Raw genomic sequence first — 18,062 nt, forward strand, 5'->3', positions numbered from 1 at the left:
TGGAATCAGCGCCTTTCTGAAATCTCATCTCACTTCATCAATCCTTCCGCAATAATCGAAATCTCGTCAATCTTCGAGATAATCCCCATCAAATGCCGCAGGAACTGGTCCATGATCTCGGAGGAGTATCCGCTTTTGGCGATATAGAAGATCCGCCGTTCCGGATGGGAGGCCAGGGAGATCAGCTGGGCGTTGGAGCTCTCCGCGATCTGTTTGGCGGCGGAGACGGGGGCCACCATCCACAGGGTGGGGTCCTTCCGAAGCAAATGCTCCACGGCGGGCATCTGGTCGATGATCACGCGGCCCGGGTCCTTGGTGCCGAACCAGTAGTCGTGCCATTCGTCAAATTCATTGTTCCAGGGGACGCGGATTTCGTGGCGGCTGTCCAGATCGTTGGGCAGCATCTCCGGCCAGGAAGACACGCCCGCCCCGGCCACCAGGCACATGGGCTCGCTCCAGAGCGGCAGGGCCTGGATGGAACGGTTGTAGATGGTGTTGCACACAAACGCCCCGTCCAGCAGCCCCTCCTGGACCCGGGTGTAGGAGGTGTAGGAGTGCTGGCTCTCCAGCACCACGTGGACATGGGGATTTTCGTTCAGAAAGGTGTGGACGGCCGGATAAATGATATAGCTGACCAGGCTGTTCACTGCGGAAAAATGCAGCAGGTGATCCTCCGGGTAGGAGTTGATCTTCTGCATGTCGTCCCAGAGATGCTTCCAGTTCTCCGCGATCTGAATAAACTTTTCTCCCTGGCGGGTCAGCTCCACGGTGCGCACGCCCTTGTTGCGCAGCAGCAGGGCGTAGCCCAGCTCCTCCTCCAGGGAATGCAGCCGCCGGCTCAGGGTCGGTTGGCTTGTATACAAACGTCTGGCCGCCTCGGCCATGCTGCCGTAGCGCACCACGGCGAGAAATGCATCAATTTCCGATACTGTCATGGTTTCCCCCTCTTTTGAATATACGCGTTTTGAATATTTTAGCGCTAAAACTGGCATTTTTCAATCACTATTTTTTGATTTATAATAAGATTAATGGAAAATTTAGAGAAAATTTTGAAAAATACCCCCCTATATCAATGAAATGATTGGAAGTGTCCATAATTGTGGCGCTTTTTGCCGCATGGATATATAGGTACAGCGATGGAGGTAAGACTGTGATTAGAAAAGTGCGCAACTACGACAAAATTGCCAACAGGTGTGACGCTGCAGCCAGGCAGAAGGTCTTGCAGCTCATGGACCGGACGCTCCAGGAACTGGACGCCTGCAAGCGCATCCGGGAGATCATGAGCCTGGAGGGGGACATCCTGACGGTGGGGACGCAGCGGTGGGATCTGAGTAAAAAGGGGAAGGTCTATCTGCTGGGGGCGGGAAAAGCCTGCAACGCCATGGCCCAGGCGGTTTGCGACGTCCTGGGGGAACGCATCACCAAGGGGATCATTTCCGTGAAGATCGTGGAGGAGCAGGACCGGTACTGCAACACGGACGTGTACGTTGGAGGCCATCCACTGCCCAACGAGGAGGGCATGGAGGCGGCCGGGCGTATGATCGAACTGATTGAAAATGCATCTGCCGACGATCTGTTCATCTGCGTATGCAGCGGCGGAAGTTCAGCGCTTCTGACCTATCCGGTGGAGGGGATAAGCCTGGAGGACGAGATCGCGGCCCAGGATATCCTGCTCAAAAGCGGAGCCAGAATTCTGGAGATCAACGCCGTGCGCAGGCACATTTCCCGCACCAACGGCGGACGCCTGGCGGAACTGATCTGCCACCAGGTGGGGGCGGAGATGATCAGCTTCCAGATCAGCGACGCGGTAGGCAAGCCCTCGGAGAGCGATATGCGCCTTCCGGCGTATTTCCGGGGAACGCCTTTTGGCGGGGATCAGACCTCCATACAGGACGCCAGGGACATGATTGTGAATTACGCGCTTTCGGACCGGCTTCCGGCCAGCGTGGTGGATTTTATCTTTGACGACAGCCGGGTGAAGGAGACGCCCTTTGACATCGACGAGAACAGGATCACTACCTTTGTGGTGGGGAATCTGGCGGATTCCTGCCGCACAGCCAAGAGGATCGCGGAGGAGATGGGGATCAACTGTATGGTGCTGACCACCTATCTGGAGGGGGAGAGCAGCCAGGCGGGAATGTTTTTCTCGTCCCTGATCCGCGAGATCAAATACCGCAACAATCCCATCGAGATGCCCTGCTATGTGGTGTGCGCCGGGGAGACCACCTGCAACATCCAGGAACCGCCCAGGGGCGTCGGGGGGCCGTCCCAGGAGCTGGTTCTGGGAATGGCCATCGGCATCAAGGGAATGAAGGGCGTGGCCGGGGCTTCCATCGACACGGAAGGTACGGACGGCCCCACCATCTACGCGGGCGGCATCGTGGACGGGAGCACCTGCGAGCGGCTGGAGGCGGCCGGGGAGAACATTTTCGACGCCCTGCGCTTCCACTCCACGGGCAATGCACTGGAAAAAATTGGGGACTGCATATTTACGGGCAACACGGGGACAAATCTCTGTGACCTGAATATCATTTACATCGATTAAGCCATACGAGGAGGGAGAACATGTCGAAGATCACAGAAGTAAAAGCCAGGCAGGTGCTGGACTGCAAGGGAAGGCCGGTGGCCGAGGTGGACGTCGTCACCGAGAGCGGTTTTCTGGGCCGGGCCGGAGCGTCCACCGGCTCCAGCGTAGGGGCCAATGAATCCTTTGTGCTGCGGGATGGCGATCCCGGCGTCTACGGGGGCATGAGCGTCTACAAGGCCATCGCCAACATACGAGAGGTGCTGGCTCCGGCCATTCTGGGGATGGACGTCCAGGATCAGGAGGCCATCGACCGGAAGATGATCGCGCTGGACGGGACGCGGTACAAGACCAATCTGGGAGGAAATGCCATCTACGCGGTCTCCGTGGCCGTAGCCAAGGCAGCGGCGGCGGAGAACCATCTGCCTATTTACCGGAATCTGGCGGACGGGCCGATCCCTTATCTCATGAGCCCTTCCTCCAATGTGATCAATGGGGGTACATATTACGGTAAAACCCAGGCGTTCCAGGAGTTTATGATCCTGCCCCACGGGGTGGACACCGTGGAGGAGTCCGTGCGCATGATCGTGGAGACCTTCTACCACCTGGGAGACCTGGTGCAGAAATACAACGGCGGCAAGCCCGCGATGGGCAATTACAGCGGCTGGGGCGCGCCGTCGGACGATCCTTTTGAGGTGATGGATTTGATCGCCCGTGCGGTGGACGATCTGGGCTTTACCGGCCACATGGCCTACGCCCTGGACTGCGCCAGCAGCGAATATTACGACGAAGAGAAGGGGCTGTACCGGTGGCGCGGGGATTACGTGGACCGGGATTTCATTATCGGGCAGCTGGCGGGCCTGGCGGAGCGGTATCCCATCGCATTTATCGAGGACGCGCTCTGGGAGGAGGATTTTGAGGGCTTCGCGCTGGCCAGCCGGAAGGTCAATACCGTGATCGTCGGGGACGATTTCCTGTGCACCAGCCTGGACCGGGCAGAGAAGGCGGTGGAAATGGGAGCGGCCCGGGGCATGATCTTTAAGCCCAATCAGGCGGGAACCCTGACCGAGGCCATCGAGACGGCGCGGTACATGATGGACAAGGGCCTTTTAGTGATCCCATCCGGCCGCGCGGGCGGAACCCTGGACTCCCCGGAAAAAGAGATCGCGGTGGCGCTGGGGGCCTGGGTGACCAAGACCGGCGCGCCGCGCAGCGGATCGCGGACCAACGGATTCAACTTCCTGCTGCGGGTCTCGGAGGAGCTGGGGGTGAAGCAGACCAACATTATGGAACTGCCAATTTTCGCACATTTAAAACACTAGGGAGGAGAACGGGAGATGTCAAAAATCAAACAGGTTACAGCCAGGCAGGTCCTGGACAGCAACGGCCGGCCGGTGGTGGAGGTGGACGTGATTACGGAGGCGGGATATCTGGGCCGCGCGGGAGCTTCCACCGGCACCTCGGTGGGCGCCAACGAATCCTTTGTCCTGCGGGACAAACGGCCGGATTTCTGGGGTGGACTCAGCGTGATGAAGGCGGTGGAGAACGTGGAGCGCTGTATCGCTCCGGCGCTCATCGGCATGGACGTCCACGACCAGGAGGGCATTGACCGCCGGATGATCAGTCTGGACGGCACCCGCTACAAGACGAATCTGGGCGGAAACGCCGTGTTCGCCACGTCGGCTGCGGTCTGCTACGCCTCGGCTGCGGAGAATCACCGCCATATCTACGAGAATGTGGCGGATAATCCCATCACATACATCATGAGCCCCTCCGCCAATGTGATCAACGGCGGCACTTACAACGGCAAGACCATGCCATGGCAGGAATTCATGGTGCTGCCCCACGGTATGACCGACGTGAACGAGTCCATACGGATGATTGTGGAGATATTTTACCACCTGGGGGATGTGCTGAAGAAATACAACAACGGCCGCCCTGCGGTGGGGAATTACAGCGGCTGGGCCGCTCCCTCCGACGATCCCTGGGAGGTAATGGGGATTCTGGCGGAGGCGGTGGCGGACCTGGGATATACGGATCACATCGCCTACGCCCTGGACTGCGCCAGCAGCGAGTATTACGACGAGGAGAAGGGGCTGTACCGCTGGAGAGGCGGCCTGGTGACCAGGGACTTTGTGATCGGCCAGCTGGCTGGTCTGGCGGACCGGTATCCCATCGCATTTGTGGAGGACGCACTGCAGGAGGAGGATTTCGAGGGCTTTGCGCTTGCGTCAAAACAAATCAATTCTGTGGTGATCGGGGACGATTTCCTGTGCACCAGTCTGGACCGGGCCAAAAAGGCGGTGGAAATGGGAGCCGCCCGCGGTATGATCTTTAAGCCCAACCAGGCGGGCACCATCACGGAGGCGCTGGAGACGGCCCGGTACATGATGGATCAGGGGCTTTTGGTTGTGCCCTCCAGCCGCGCCGGTGGGACGCTGGATTCCCCGGAAAAGGAGCTGGGCCTGGCCCTTGGCGCCTGGGCGGTGAAGACGGGCGCGCCCCGGGAGGGCACCCGCATCCACGGATTCAATTTCCTGATGCACGCAAACCATGAGCTCCACGTCCCCATGACCAATATTATGGAGCTGCCGGTTTTCGCGCACCTGCGGAAATAGGAGATAACATTCCCGCCAGCGGGATATATAAAAACGGAGAGAGAAAGGAAGGATTATGATGAAAAGGTACATGAGACGAGCATTAGCACTTTCACTGAGTGCCGTGATGGCGCTTTCCATGGCGGCTTGTTCCAAAAATGAGCCTCAGCCTCAGGCCACGGAGGGAAGCGGAGCTGCGGCCAGCCAGGCCCCGGCGGAGACCGAGGCTGAGAAGATCGACACCGGCTATGCCAGCGAGTCCGGCATGATCGTGTCCACCGAGCCCACGGGAATCGTATCTTCCAAGGATTCCATGACCGTGGTAGTGCCGGCCGACCCCGGGTCTTTGGACCCCCACGACTCCGTGACCCAGAATAAGCATCAGTCCACCCGCCAGATTTACGAGACCCTGGTGGTGTACGACGATAAGGGAGAGCTGATTCCCTGGCTGGCGGAGAGCTGGGAGTACCCGGACGAGTGCACCATCAACTTCAAGATTCGCGAGGGCGTGAAGTTCCACAACGGGGACGAGCTGAAGGCCAGCGACGTGGTGTTCACCCTGAAACGCCTGGTGGACGACAATACCGTGGCCGCCATGCAGGTGAATAAGGTGGACTTCTCCAAGACCAAGGTTACAGGGGATTACACTTTTACCCTGGTGACCTTTGAGCCCTACGCCATCCAGGTGGCCATGCTGGAGAATCCGCTCTGCGGCATTATCTCTGAGCGCTCTTACAACGAGTCCGGCGGCGACTTCCTCAAAGCGCCCATCGGCACAGGCCCTTACGAGGTGGTGAAGTATACGGCGGGCGACAGCCTGGTGCTTAAAGGCTTTGACGATTACTGGATCGAGGGCCAGCCTTATGTGAAGAACGTGACCCTGCGCTATATCACCGATTCCTCCTCGCGCGTGATCGAGGCCGAGTCCGGCGGCGCGGATATCGTGTACGAGATCACGGCCACCAACGTGGACCGGGTGCGCGCCAACGAGGCGATCAACCTGGTATCGGCAATGGGAGCCAACACCAGCTACCTGTATATGAACCAGGCCCAGAAGCCCTTTGAGGACGAGCGCGTCCGTCAGGCGGTATGGCTGGCTGTGGACATCAAACAGGCCGTGGACGTGGCCTACGGCTCCTTCGGCGAGCTAGGCACCGGAATCATTTCCCCCGGAATCGACGGCCGCCATCCCGACATGAGCAAGTATTTCCCGGAACGGGATCTGGAAAAGGCCAAGGCCCTTCTGGCGGAGGCCGGATACCCGGACGGCTTTGAGACCTCCATCTCCTGCAACAGCTCGGACCAGCAGCGCAAGGACTTCTGCGAGGTGGTGCAGGCGCAGCTCAGCGAGGTGGGAATCAAGGTATCCATCGATGTGATGGACTCCACCACCTGGTCCTCCAGCCTGGCGGCAGGCGAGGGATTCATGACCATCTACGGGCTGACGGCCTCCACCGGTGAGGCGGGCCGTGTACTGTTCCGCTGGCTGCCTGATACCTCCGAGTGGCCGCTGACCAGCTGGGAAAATCAGGAATACTACGACCTGATCAACAAGGCTCTGGCCACCACCGACCATGATGCCCGCAACGAGCTGTACTACCGCTGCCAGGAGATGCTCATGGAAAACTACGTGGTGCTTCCGGTATGGCACAAGGAGCTCAACGCGGCCTGCCAGCTGGATGTGAGGGGCTTCCGAATCACACCGTCCTACGAGCAGCACTATCTCCAGTTTGTGTATTTTGAGTAATGTGTCTGGCATAATTTTACACTGAACGCCTTCGGCCGCCGGCGTCGCCTGCGGCCTGCGGCTTTTTGAGACGGCAAGGAGGGGAAGCATTTGCTGAAATATATTGGAAAACGGATTTTGATGATGCTGCCGATCCTGTTTGGGATCACCATCATCGTGTTTACGCTCATGTATATCACGCCCGGCGATCCGGCCTACGCGATTCTGGGGGAGAACGCCACGCCGGACCAGGTTCAGGAGATCCATGAGGAGTACGGATTGGACGACCCTTACCTGGTCCGCCTTGGGCGGTATTTCGTGGGGGTGCTCCACGGGGATTTCGGGACGTCCTACAAGACCGGGCGGCCTGTATTTGACGAGATCATGGACCGTTACCCCAACACGCTGAAGCTGGCGGTGCTGAGCACGCTTTTGGGCATGGTGATCGGCGTGGCGGCCGGGATCGTGGCGGCGGTCAAGCAGTATTCCGCCTTTGACCGCATCGGTACCCTGGTGTCCTTGTTCGGGGTTTCGGCCCCGTCCTTCTGGATCGCCATGGTGCTGGTGCTGCTCTTCTCGGTGAAGCTCAGGATTCTGCCCGCCACCGGCACCTACGGCGCGAAATACTGGATTCTGCCGGTATTCACCCTGGGACTACAGGCCAGCGCCTCCATCATGCGTATGACCCGTTCCAGCATGCTGGAGGTGATCCGGCAGGACTACATCCGCACCAGCCGGGCCAAAGGGCAGAGCGAATGGCTGACCATCATGCGCCATGCCCTTGGGAACGCCCAGGTGCCCATCGTGACGGTGATCGGAATCCGCATCTGCGGCTTTCTGGCGGGTGCGGTGCTGGTAGAGACCGTGTTTGCGATCCCGGGCCTCGGAAAATACATCATCGACAGCGTGAACTTCAAGGATTACCCGGTGGTTCAGGGCGGCGTGCTCTGGATCGGCCTAAACTGTATCATGATCAATCTGCTGGTGGACATCGTTTACTGCTTTATCGATCCGCGCATCCGGTCCATGTACTCCGGGAAGCGCAAAGCCATCAGGACAAAAGAGACCGGAGGTGAGGCTGATGACTGATCCTGTGGGAAAAAAGAAGAAAAAGACCTCCCAGGTGGTGGAAATCTGGAAACGCCTGAAGAAAAACCGCATGGCCATGGTGGGGCTTTACATGCTGGCGGCCATTGTCGTGCTGTCGGTCTTCGGGCCGCTTTTGTCGCCCTATGACTACGCGGCGCAGAACTACACGGACAGGCTGCTGTTCCCGTGCGCCGCTCACATTTTCGGCACGGACAATTTCGGCAGGGATATTCTGACGAGGATTCTGGTGGGCGGCCGGTACACGCTGTTCATTACCTTCGTCTGTATCACCATGGCTGCGCTCATCGGCTCGGCCTTAGGGCTGCTGGCGGCCTTCTATCCCAGGCTGGACAACATCGTCATGCGCATCGTGGACATTTTCATGGGCATCCCCACCATGCTCATGTGCGTCAGCATCGTGGCGGCCCTGGGCAGCAGCATGGAAAATATGATGATTGCGCTGATTGTGACCCAGTCGCCGGAGTTCGCCCGCATTATGAGGGCCCAGGTCCTGACGTTAAAGGACCGGGAATACATGGAGGCGGCCCAGTCCATCGGGTGCAGCAATCTGCGGGTGATCCTCCACCACGTGGTGCCCAACGCGCTGGCGCCCGTGATCGTCCAGTATACCCTGGGCGCGGTGAGCGTGATCCTCATGAGCGCTTCCTTAAGCTTTGTGGGGATGGGCGTTCAGCCGCCCACGCCGGAATGGGGGCTGATGATATCGGCCGGCCGCGACTACCTGCGGGATTACTGGCATATCGCGATCATACCGGGACTGGCCATCGTGGTCACCGCCTTTGCATTAAACATGCTGGGCGACGGGCTGCGGGACGCGCTGGACCCCCGCCTGAAGCAGTAGGGAGGGAAGGACTATGGATCATAAACTATTAGAAATCAAAAATCTGACCGTCCACTATGTGGTGGACAAGGAAGTGGTGGAGGCGGTAAACGAGATATCCCTGACTGTGGAGGAGGGGGCCACCATCGGCCTGGTGGGCGAGACCGGCGCGGGAAAGACTACCACAGCGCTGAGCATCATGGGCCTGGTGCCCAATCCGCCCGGAAAGGTGGTCTCAGGGGAGATCCTTTTGAACGGGGAAGACCTTCTGAAGAAGAGCAATAAGGAAATGCGCAGAATCCGCGGTAAGGACCTGGCTATGATTTTCCAGGACCCCATGACCAGTCTGAACCCGGTGATGACTGTGGGGGATCAGATCACCGAGGTGATCCAGCTCCACGAAAAGATATCCAAGGCGGAGGCTCAGAAAAAAGCCTGCGCAATGCTGGAGCTGGTGGGAATCACCGGGGAGCGCTACGGGGAGTATCCGCACCAGTTTTCCGGCGGAATGAAGCAGCGTGTGATCATCGCCATCGCCCTGGCCTGCAACCCTAAGCTTCTGATCGCCGACGAGCCGACCACGGCCCTGGACGTGACCATCCAGGCCCAGGTGCTGGACTTGATGCGCAGCCTCAAGGAGACCTACGGCACGGCCATGATCCTGATCACCCACGACCTGGGCGTGGTGGCCGAGGTGTGCGACCAGGTGGCAATCATGTACGCGGGCGAGATCGTGGAAAAAGGAACCTTGGAAGATATTTACAATTCCCCCCGCCATCCCTACACCGTGGGCCTGTTTCAGTCCATCCCGGATCTGGATGTGGAGAGCGAGCGGCTGAACATTATCCCGGGAATGATGCCTGATCCGGCCAACCTGCCGGAGGGCTGCAATTTCTGCGACCGCTGCAGCCATGCGGACGGGCGCTGCGTCAAGCCGCCGCCTGCGGTGAAGGTGTCGGATACCCACGAGGTGCGCTGCTGGCTGGCGGCCGGCGGAGAGGAGGGGAAAAGATGAGTACACTGCTGCAGGTGAAACATTTAAAGAAGTATTTTTCCACGAAGTCCGGGCTGCTCCACGCGGTGGACAACGTCTCCTTCTCCATCGAGGAGGGACGGACCCTGGGCGTGGTGGGGGAATCCGGCTGCGGGAAATCCACCCTTGGCCGGGTGATCCTTCACCTCCTTCCAGCCACGGAGGGGCAGATTCTGTTTGACGGAGCGGACATTTCAAATCCCACTAAAGCCCAGCTTCACGATCTCAGGCGGAATATGCAAATGGTGTTCCAGGACCCCTACTCCTCCATCAATCCGCGGCAGTCGGTGGCCGAGATCATCGGGGAACCGTTAAAGGTCTACAAAATGTGCAAAAGCAGGGATGAGTACAACCGCCGGGTGCGCGAGCTCATGGATATCGTGGGACTGCCGGAGCGCTACGAGCACAGCTATCCCCATGAGCTGGACGGCGGGCGGCGCCAGCGCATCGGCATCGGGCGCGCCCTGGCCTTAAATCCCAGGTTCATCGTCTGCGACGAGCCGGTGTCCGCCCTGGACGTGTCCATCCAGGCCCAGATTTTAAATTTGATGATGGATCTCCAGGACGAGCTGAACCTGACCTACATTTTCGTGACCCACGATCTGTCGGTGGTGAAACACATCTCCGATGACATTATGGTCATGTATCTGGGCGTGGTGGTAGAAAATTCCAGCTCAAAGGAGTTGTTCAGCCGCCAGCTGCACCCCTACACCAAGGCCCTTCTGTCTGCGATACCTCGGGCCAGGCTGGGAGTCAGGCGGAACCGGATTCTGCTAAAGGGGGAGCTGGCATCCCCTATCGAGCCGCCCAAAGCCTGCCGGTTCGCGCCCCGCTGTCCCTACGCCGATGAGCGGTGCCGCAGCTGTGAGCCGGAGCTGGAGGAAGTGCTGCCGGGCCATTTCGTAGCCTGCCACCAGGTCAGGGAGATCAACAATCTGTAGAAAGGAATTGGGAAGATGAAGGTAAGAGAGGTTAAAATCTATGTGGTTGACACCGGGACTTTCCGCCCGGTGATCGCGGAAGTGCTGACCGATGAAGGGATAAATGGCATCGGCGAGGGCGCGGTGGGCTTCGGCGTGGGCTGCTACGCCGCCGCCAAAATGGCTGAGGAATTGGCCGGACGGTTCGTGGTGGGGAAAAATCCCGACGAGATCCAGTCTATCTGGAACGATTTTTATTACGACACCTTCTGGGGCAAGGGGGCCGGTGCGATCTTTTACGCTGCGGCCAGCGCCCTGGAACACGCCCTTTGGGATATCAAGGGCCAGGCATTGGGCGTTCCCGTGTACCAGCTTCTGGGCGGAAAGCAGCGGGATCAGATTCCGGTCTACGCCAACGGCTGGTCCGAGGGAAAATGCGTCACGCCCGAAGATTTCGCCAGGAGAGCCGAGGCGGTGGTGGAAAAGGGATATGACGCCCTGAAAATGTACCCGATGAGCCAGGTGGACCCGGTGCGCCACCTGAACAAGCACATTAAAAACCGGAACGTGACCAAAGCCAATTTCAACTGCGCGGTGAAGGCGGTGGAGCTGGTGCGCCGGACCATTGGGCCGGACCGGGATCTCTTGGTGGACGTGACCGCCGAGGGGACCAGCGATATGATGTGGCGGTTCGGGCAGGCCATTGAGCCATATAACATTTTCTGGTACGAGGAGGCCATGGACGCCTTCGATGTGGACGCCTACCGGGTGATCCGGGAGAAGGTGGACATTCCGCTGGCCACCGGGGAGCGGCTCTACACGCGGTACGGCTTCCGCAGGCTTCTGGAGAGCCGGGCCGTGGACATCGTGCAGCCCGACCCGGGAACCTGCGGGGGCATTCTGGAGGCGTTTCACATCGGGGCCATGGCGGAGACCTACTGCGCCAGGATTGCGCCTCACAACTGCGGCGGGCCGGTGCTGACGGCCGCGGCAGTACAGCTGGCCGCGTGTCTGGGCAATCTGGCCATGCAGGAAATGTTCCCCTTCCACGACCCGTGCCACTACGAGATTGTGGAGGAGGCATTTGAGCACAAGATCCACGACGGCGTGTTGGACGTGCCCACCGCCCCGGGTTTGGGCGTGAAGCTGAACCACAGCTTTGTGGACCGCTATTTGGTGGGGGATGTGACGGAAGCGTGAGCTGCACGCTGTAATATTTAAAGTGAATCCGGTTATGCGACAGGTATGCGGTTTGTAAAAAATTTACAAACCGCATATTCCATATTTTGATTGTGAATCCCTACGTTATTGATTATAATAAAAACAGAAAATGGAAAATAAAGGGCGGGGGAAATCATGTTCAATGAGGAAAACCGGGAGAACCGGACGGCATACATACTGTTTCTGACAGCGGCCATGTTGGCGTTTGTCATTTTATTGTGGTCCGGGAATCTCCGGTTTGAGGCCCGGACTGAAAGTCTGGTGGACGGGCCGTCGCCGGTGAATTTTTCGGAAGGATGGACGCTGACGCAGGAGGGCGTGGAGACCGGAATCATTTCTATGCCGCACAAGTCCGGCGCAGCTCCGAACGTGCCGGTCACCATGAGCAAAAAACTGCCGGATACCGGGTTTGACGATTATGCGATCTGTTTCCATACAGCCTTTTCCAGCGTGGAGGTGAGGGTGGGAGACCGCCTGCTGTACCGTTACAATTCCGACGGTATGCGCCCTTCCGGCAAGGCGACGCCCAACCACTGGAATATGGTGCAGATTCCGCCGGACTGCGCTGGACAGACCATAGCCGTGACCTTGCGCTCCCCGTACCGTGTGTCCTCAGGCGTGCTGTCACCGGTCTGGCTGGGGGCGCCGCTGAAGCTGACTTCCTACCTGCTGCGGCAGTATATCCCGCAGATGATGGTTTGCGGGGTATTCATGATCCTGGGACTGGCCATCTTCGTCAGTTCATTTTACCTGCGCAGCCTGCTGGAGGACGTCTGTACAGTCCGCTGCCTGGGTATATTCGTGGTGTTAGCCTCCCTCTGGATGGTAAATGAGGTGGAATTTCCCGGGTTCATATGGGATTTCGGCTATACCATGACCATGGCCCGCTATATTCTGTCCATGATCTGCCCGCTGCCCTACCTGTTTTACCTTATGCATCGGTTCCCCCGGGAGTACCAGCCGGCGCTGCGACGGCTCAGCTATATGTTCTCCGCCAACTTTTTTATCCTGAACATCCTGCACCTGACAAATGTGGCGGATTTCATGGAAACGGCCTGGGTTACCCACACCTGTTACGCAGTTATGTTTCTGGCGCTGCTGTTGATCATCGTAAAGCGTTTCCGCAGGGAAAGGCCCCTGGGCGCGTATTTCAAGCTGGAATGCGCCGGGATGGCGCTGATGGCTGTGAGTCTGGGAGCGGAGATCGTTCTGTACTATCAAATGGATTATATGCGGAACGGAAATTATCTGCGCAGCGGGCTGTTCGGCTATATCGCCTGCCTGTTTGCCGCGCTGCTCATGGACACCCGGCATAAGCGGGAGGAGACTGCGCGGATCGGGCGGGAACTGCAGGACTCCAGGCTCAGGCTGATGATCAGCCAGATCCAGCCCCATTTTATTTACAATACGCTCAGCTCCATCCGGACGCTGATCAAGTTGGACCCGGACCGGGCCTACAATCTGGTCTACGATTTCTCCAAATATCTCAGGGCCAACATCGATTCCATCGGCCAGGGCGGTATGATCCCGTTTGCCCAGGAATTGGAGCATATCCGCAATTACTGTAATATCGAAAAGGTGCGCTTCGGGGACAAGCTGGCCCTGGTGTATGAGATTGGCCCGGACGGCTTCGAGGTTCCGCCCCTGACCGTGCAGCCCCTGGTGGAGAACGCCATCAAACACGGTATCCGCGGGAAAAATGGCGATGGCACGGTGAAGGTCAGCACCTTCGAGGACGAGCACAGCTACATGGTGGAGGTGCTGGACGACGGCGCCGGTTTTGATCCCGCCGCCGGTGTGCCCAAAACCTCGGCAGGCCTTGAAAATATCCGGCTGCGCCTGCAGGAGATCGCGGGCGCGTGCCTGGAAATCAACAGCATACCGGGCAAAGGAACCCGGGCCATTGTGCGGATTCCCAAACAGGGATAATCGAAATTTGAAACAGAGGGGAGGACGGAACATGCGGACGATTGTTGTGGATGATGAAGAGCTGTCCATGCGCCAGTTTGAGATCGAGTGCGCGCAGGTCAGGGAAATAGAACTGGTGGGGAGGTTTACCAATCCCCTGGAGGCGCTGGAGTACGCCAGGAACAACACGGTGGATTTCGCGCTGCTGGACATCGAGATGCCCCAGATGAACGGCATCGAGCTGGCCAGAAAGCTGCGGGAAATCAAGCGGGATATGATCATTATTTTTGTCAGCGGCTACAGCGATTACGTGCTGGACGCCCTGAAAATGAAATCGGACTACTATGTGTTCAAGCCCTACAGCCGGGAGGACATCATGGACGCGTTAAACCGCGCCAGGCTGCTGGCCAAGGGGCAGGCCAAGCGGGTATTTATCAGGACCTTCGGCCGGTTCGACGTGTTTATCGACGAGAAACTTGTAAAATTTTCCAATGCCAAGAGCAAGGAGTTGCTGGCCCTCTGCGTGGACCACATGGGCGGCGAGGTGACCATGGAGGAAGCCGTGGACAAGCTGTGGCCGGACAAGGACTATGACAGCCGGGTGAAGGCGTTGTACCGGAAGGCGGTGATCGGGATACACGGGGTGTTCGAGGAGTACGGGATCGAGGGCGTATTCTACAACCGCCGGGGAGGCTGCTATGTGAAGGGCGATGATCTGGAATGCGATTACTTTGAATATATGAAGGCATCCGGCGGGGGGAGATACCACTATGAGGACGAGTACATGTTCGACTATAGCTGGGCCGAGGAGACCAACGCCAGGTTGTCAAGTGGACGTACGGGCAGGGGGTGAGGAGAAAAATACGGAGTCAGAATTTTAAATTTAATAATTTTCAAAATACGCGGAAATAGTTGCACATCGGTTGCGCAGGCTGCGCTATACTGAGCCCATATCAACTACATACTTGGCAAAACTGATGAAAGTCAGCGACGCAAAGCTAAAGGGTCTAAATCATAGTATATGATATGACAGCCAGTTGCCCCTATATGGACGTTCCGGGTATGGTACGTTTATATTTGGTTCGCGTATTGCACGCCCAAGGTGTGTTTATGCAGATTTTTAGGCAATCCTGACTGGACTCAGGATTGCCTTTTTTGTGCTGAGAGTGCCCCTCCGGATTGGCTGGTCGGGAGAAACATTTGAAGAAAGGAGATGAGTGAGGGATGAAGGAAAAAAACGGTTTGCTGCAAAAGATCGTGGGAGCTGTGGGGATCGCGCTCTGTGTGGTGTTCGTTCCGCTGCTGTTGATCAACGTGACGCTGATCGTGAAGTCTTATACCAGTCCCGACAAGGTGCCTGATTTCCTGGGGTATAAGCCGTTTATCGTGCTGTCCGGTTCCATGGAGCCGAGTATCATGACCGGCGACATGGTATTTGTCAAGGAGACCGATCCTGACAGCCTGAAGGTGGGCGACGTGATCGCTTACAAGAGCGGAAGCGCGGTGGTGACCCATAGAATCGTGGAAGTGAAGTCGGAGAACGGCGAGACGCGGTATGTCACTCAGGGCGACGCCAACAACGCTGCCGACCAGGGGCTGGTGAAACCGGCGGACGTGGAAGGCATTTACCAGAGAAGAGTCGCCGGAGCCGGGAATCTGGCGATGTTCATGCAGACGACCACGGGAATGATTCTGTTTGTGGTGTGCCCGCTGGTGCTGTTTGTGCTGTGGGATGTGATCCGCAGACAGCTTGAAAGCCGGAAGGAAGTGTCCAGGACGAAAGAACTGGAGATGGAATTGGAACGGCTGAGAGCGGAGAAAGGGTGACGGCGGGGACGCGCGGAGCCTGAGTGATGGTAGGTAGTAATTAAATTTATTAATAAAAAATAATTAAAAAGGAAAGAGGAAAAGACATGAAGAAAAGTATTTTTGGGAAAATTGGAGCAGCAGTTGTGTTGACACTGGTTACCAGTAGTTTGGTGGGGGGGGGGGGGACGTTTGCAAAGTATACCAGTAGTACAACTGGGCAGGCAACTGCAACGGCGGCACAATGGAAGGTAGAATTTGCTAAAAACGATAATAGTGCGTTTACTAATACAGCAGACATTGTGCTGGAGGGAAAAGGTGCGGATAACAAAGTGATTCCAGGAGATGAAGGATCATTTAAGATTAATGTAAATGGTGATGGAACTGAGGTTGGTTTTGACTATAAGGTGTTAATTACAGCGGATGGTGGGGAAAATGCGTTAACGGGCGTAAAATTCTATGAGGATTCGGAACATAACACTCCGATTACTGAGGCGGGCTTGACAGGTCAGGTTGCATATAGTGCGACGAAAGATGCTATGAATGTGGCTAGAGAGATCTTCTGGGTACTTCCGGATAGTGCTGATGGAATTAATGATGCGCCTGCAATGGCTGGTAAAACTGGTACATTTACTTTAACGATGACTGCTGTACAGAACCCGGATGCGATAGCAAACGATGGTAATTAAAAATTATAGGGTAAAGGCTAATCCGCAGTGAGCGGTTTAGCCTTTACCAGAGTACAAGTCCATTCTTATAGTATCTGTATTCTAGTAAAGGCTAAACAAATCGAAAAAACATTTAGTTCAATTATGTAAAAGGAGGCCCTGCCCATGCCCAACTCTGGCCCAAAATCACATAAGAACAGCCAGACCACCGGCAACAGCAAGACCATCTGGATCATCCTTCCCATTCTCCTGCTGTTCGTTTCCATCACCTCCTTCCTTGCGGGCACCCACATCGGAAGGGCGACGGATCACCGTTTGGGGCAGATGTTGGACACCATCGTGCTGTCCCCGGAGAACGAGGCTGTGAATCCGAACCGAATCGACTTCAGCGGACAGATCTTTTACACAGACGGTTCGCCCTGTGCAAACCGGGTAATAGAGCTACACAGCGACCCCAGGCGAACCACCACGGATTCGGAAGGGGTTTTTCATTTTAAAGATGTGGAGACCGGAACACACAACCTGGCCTTGCTGGACGATTCCGGGAGGCAGGAAAGTCAGGTTGAAATCCACATAGACCGCGAAAGCGGAATCCAGACCGGCAAGGTCACCGGTAACGCGGAGGCGTACCAACTGGCGGTGTCCGAGAATGTCATTGCAGTGCACATCCGCCTCCAACTGGATGAAAACGACGGAATCACAGTTACCCCGGATGTCTACACCCGGGACGCCGGAGCCGATCACTACAAGGACACCTCCGGGAAAACGGCAGATCCGGTTGCGGCCCAGCCAGCAGCCAATGACCAATCAGAAATACCCGAGTCCGGCGAGGGCCTTCTTGCCAAGGAGAATACGACGGACCCGGCAGCTCAGGCCGGTCAGGCTGTCGGACAGACGCAGTCCCAGCTTCTCCCGCCATCCGCGCAGGATCAAAGCAACAGCGCCGCCGCAGAATCCGTCCCCATAGCGGGGCAGGAATCCACCGCTGAGAGCCTGGAACAGCCCTCTCAGCCCCCGGCGGAGACCAGCGCGGCAGCCGGAAATCAGACGCAGCCGAATTACTCGGGTTCTGACTCTGATTCCTCACACGATCACTCATCCAGACCGCCCACCCCGTCGACTGATCCAACGGAACCAACGGAGCCATCGAACCCCACTGATCCGACTGATCCAATCGATCCGACTGATCCGACTGATCCAACCGATCCAACCGATCCAACTGACCCAACTGATCCCACCGACCCCACCGAGCCAGACCAGCCCGCCGACGTGCAGGTACAGGAAAAGAACGGACCGGTATGGCAGCAGAACACGGAGATCAGCCTGTTTGCGGATCGGACCGGAACGGGAGAGGACCGGAAACTAATGCCTGGTTCCAAAGGCAGTTACGAATTTCTGGTCAGCAACCGGAATTCCTATGAAATCCGGTATCAGATGAAGATTTCCGCGCCGGAAGGCCAGCTTCTTCTGCCCCTCCGTTACCGATTGAAATCGGACGGTCAATATCTCTGCGGGGATCAGGACACCTGGCTTACTGCGGAACAGCTCTCCGCCGAGTCTGTGAACCTGGATCCGGGAGAAGAGAAGGAATATCTCTTGGAATGGCAATGGCTGTTCGCCGGTGGAAATGACATATTGGACACCAAAATCGGCTCTGCCGCGGACCTGGAATACCGGGTGATCGTGATGATTCACGCGGAGCAAACCACATCATAGAGGAGACATGATC

At 57.3% G+C, this 18,062-nt stretch carries 15 protein-coding genes and 1 riboswitch; of the genes, 14 read left to right on the plus strand and 1 reads right to left on the minus strand.

Annotated features, from left to right (window positions below):
- Positions 1-29 precede the first annotated feature (29 nt).
- Positions 30-935 carry a LysR family transcriptional regulator gene (locus ACK2JC_RS18940; protein ID WP_320936651.1) on the minus strand — a complete coding sequence of 302 codons (906 nt, stop codon included), beginning with the start codon at positions 933-935 and terminating at the stop codon, positions 30-32.
- A gap of 215 nt (positions 936-1,150) precedes the next feature.
- On the opposite strand from ACK2JC_RS18940, the gene ACK2JC_RS18945 reads away from it, so the two are divergent.
- The 14 genes from ACK2JC_RS18945 (at position 1,151) to ACK2JC_RS19010 (ending at position 18,049) form a co-directional block, all read left to right on the plus strand.
- Entirely contained in the window at positions 1,151-2,545 is a 1,395-nt protein-coding gene (locus tag ACK2JC_RS18945; protein ID WP_368271448.1) for a glycerate kinase, read from the plus strand.
- A gap of 20 nt (positions 2,546-2,565) precedes the next feature.
- The gene (gene eno, locus ACK2JC_RS18950) at positions 2,566-3,846 is read left to right on the plus strand and encodes a phosphopyruvate hydratase (RefSeq protein ID WP_320936649.1); all 1,281 of its coding nucleotides are present in this window, start codon (positions 2,566-2,568) and stop codon (positions 3,844-3,846) included.
- A gap of 15 nt (positions 3,847-3,861) precedes the next feature.
- Entirely contained in the window at positions 3,862-5,142 is a 1,281-nt protein-coding gene (eno, locus tag ACK2JC_RS18955) for a phosphopyruvate hydratase (RefSeq protein WP_320936648.1), read from the plus strand.
- Positions 5,143-5,212: 70 nt separating this feature from the next.
- On the plus strand, positions 5,213-6,868 hold the full coding sequence (locus ACK2JC_RS18960) for an ABC transporter substrate-binding protein (protein ID WP_320936647.1): 1,656 nt from the start codon (positions 5,213-5,215) through the stop codon (positions 6,866-6,868).
- A 90-nt stretch (positions 6,869-6,958) separates the two neighbouring features.
- Positions 6,959-7,936: an ABC transporter permease gene (locus ACK2JC_RS18965; protein ID WP_107434356.1), complete on the plus strand. Its 978-nt coding sequence runs from the start codon at positions 6,959-6,961 to the stop codon at positions 7,934-7,936.
- Entirely contained in the window at positions 7,929-8,798 is an 870-nt protein-coding gene (locus ACK2JC_RS18970; RefSeq protein WP_320936646.1) for an ABC transporter permease, read from the plus strand. The genes ACK2JC_RS18965 and ACK2JC_RS18970 overlap by 8 nt, the downstream gene beginning before the upstream one ends.
- Positions 8,799-8,811: 13 nt before the next feature.
- The gene (locus ACK2JC_RS18975) at positions 8,812-9,792 is read left to right on the plus strand and encodes an ABC transporter ATP-binding protein (protein WP_320936645.1); all 981 of its coding nucleotides are present in this window, start codon (positions 8,812-8,814) and stop codon (positions 9,790-9,792) included.
- A complete protein-coding gene (locus tag ACK2JC_RS18980; RefSeq protein WP_320936644.1) occupies positions 9,789-10,751 on the plus strand; it encodes an oligopeptide/dipeptide ABC transporter ATP-binding protein in 963 nt (320 codons plus the stop codon). Before ACK2JC_RS18975 ends, ACK2JC_RS18980 begins: the two co-directional genes overlap by 4 nt.
- A 15-nt stretch (positions 10,752-10,766) precedes the next feature.
- Positions 10,767-11,930, plus strand: coding sequence for a mandelate racemase/muconate lactonizing enzyme family protein (locus ACK2JC_RS18985; RefSeq protein WP_276854664.1), 1,164 nt, complete (start codon positions 10,767-10,769; stop codon positions 11,928-11,930).
- A gap of 156 nt (positions 11,931-12,086) precedes the next feature.
- A complete protein-coding gene (locus ACK2JC_RS18990; protein ID WP_320936643.1) occupies positions 12,087-13,880 on the plus strand; it encodes a sensor histidine kinase in 1,794 nt (597 codons plus the stop codon).
- Between the two features lie 31 nt (positions 13,881-13,911).
- Positions 13,912-14,712 carry a response regulator gene (locus ACK2JC_RS18995; protein WP_092361247.1) on the plus strand — a complete coding sequence of 267 codons (801 nt, stop codon included), beginning with the start codon at positions 13,912-13,914 and terminating at the stop codon, positions 14,710-14,712.
- 104 nt (positions 14,713-14,816) lie between these two features.
- Positions 14,817-14,904, plus strand: a riboswitch (cyclic di-GMP riboswitch).
- Between the two features lie 179 nt (positions 14,905-15,083).
- The gene (locus ACK2JC_RS19000; protein ID WP_320936642.1) at positions 15,084-15,686 is read left to right on the plus strand and encodes a signal peptidase I; all 603 of its coding nucleotides are present in this window, start codon (positions 15,084-15,086) and stop codon (positions 15,684-15,686) included.
- Between the two features lie 86 nt (positions 15,687-15,772).
- Positions 15,773-16,354, plus strand: a complete 582-nt coding sequence (locus ACK2JC_RS19005) for a hypothetical protein (protein WP_411337615.1) — start codon at positions 15,773-15,775, stop codon at positions 16,352-16,354.
- Between the two features lie 144 nt (positions 16,355-16,498).
- Positions 16,499-18,049 (plus strand): hypothetical protein, encoded by a 1,551-nt coding sequence (locus ACK2JC_RS19010; protein ID WP_320936640.1) that lies wholly within the window; start codon positions 16,499-16,501, stop codon positions 18,047-18,049.
- Positions 18,050-18,062: the final 13 nt, after the last annotated feature.

Source organism: Enterocloster lavalensis, from assembly GCF_046603895.1.
In the GTDB taxonomy this organism is placed as follows: domain Bacteria; phylum Bacillota; class Clostridia; order Lachnospirales; family Lachnospiraceae; genus Enterocloster; species Enterocloster lavalensis.

Bases quoted from the DNA above. Each gene is read 5' to 3' on its own strand.
- ACK2JC_RS18940 (WP_320936651.1), bottom strand. From the start codon at position 935: ATGACAGTATCGGAAATTGATGCATTTCTCGCCGTGGTGCGCTACGGC.
- eno (WP_320936649.1), top strand. From the start codon at position 2,566: ATGTCGAAGATCACAGAAGTAAAAGCCAGGCAGGTGCTGGACTGCAAG.
- eno (WP_320936648.1), top strand. From the start codon at position 3,862: ATGTCAAAAATCAAACAGGTTACAGCCAGGCAGGTCCTGGACAGCAAC.
- ACK2JC_RS18960 (WP_320936647.1), top strand. From the start codon at position 5,213: ATGAGACGAGCATTAGCACTTTCACTGAGTGCCGTGATGGCGCTTTCC.
- ACK2JC_RS18970 (WP_320936646.1), top strand. From the start codon at position 7,929: ATGACTGATCCTGTGGGAAAAAAGAAGAAAAAGACCTCCCAGGTGGTG.
- ACK2JC_RS18975 (WP_320936645.1), top strand. From the start codon at position 8,812: ATGGATCATAAACTATTAGAAATCAAAAATCTGACCGTCCACTATGTG.
- ACK2JC_RS18980 (WP_320936644.1), top strand. From the start codon at position 9,789: ATGAGTACACTGCTGCAGGTGAAACATTTAAAGAAGTATTTTTCCACG.
- ACK2JC_RS18985 (WP_276854664.1), top strand. From the start codon at position 10,767: ATGAAGGTAAGAGAGGTTAAAATCTATGTGGTTGACACCGGGACTTTC.
- ACK2JC_RS18990 (WP_320936643.1), top strand. From the start codon at position 12,087: ATGTTCAATGAGGAAAACCGGGAGAACCGGACGGCATACATACTGTTT.
- ACK2JC_RS18995 (WP_092361247.1), top strand. From the start codon at position 13,912: ATGCGGACGATTGTTGTGGATGATGAAGAGCTGTCCATGCGCCAGTTT.
- ACK2JC_RS19000 (WP_320936642.1), top strand. From the start codon at position 15,084: ATGAAGGAAAAAAACGGTTTGCTGCAAAAGATCGTGGGAGCTGTGGGG.
- ACK2JC_RS19005 (WP_411337615.1), top strand. From the start codon at position 15,773: ATGAAGAAAAGTATTTTTGGGAAAATTGGAGCAGCAGTTGTGTTGACA.
- ACK2JC_RS19010 (WP_320936640.1), top strand. From the start codon at position 16,499: ATGCCCAACTCTGGCCCAAAATCACATAAGAACAGCCAGACCACCGGC.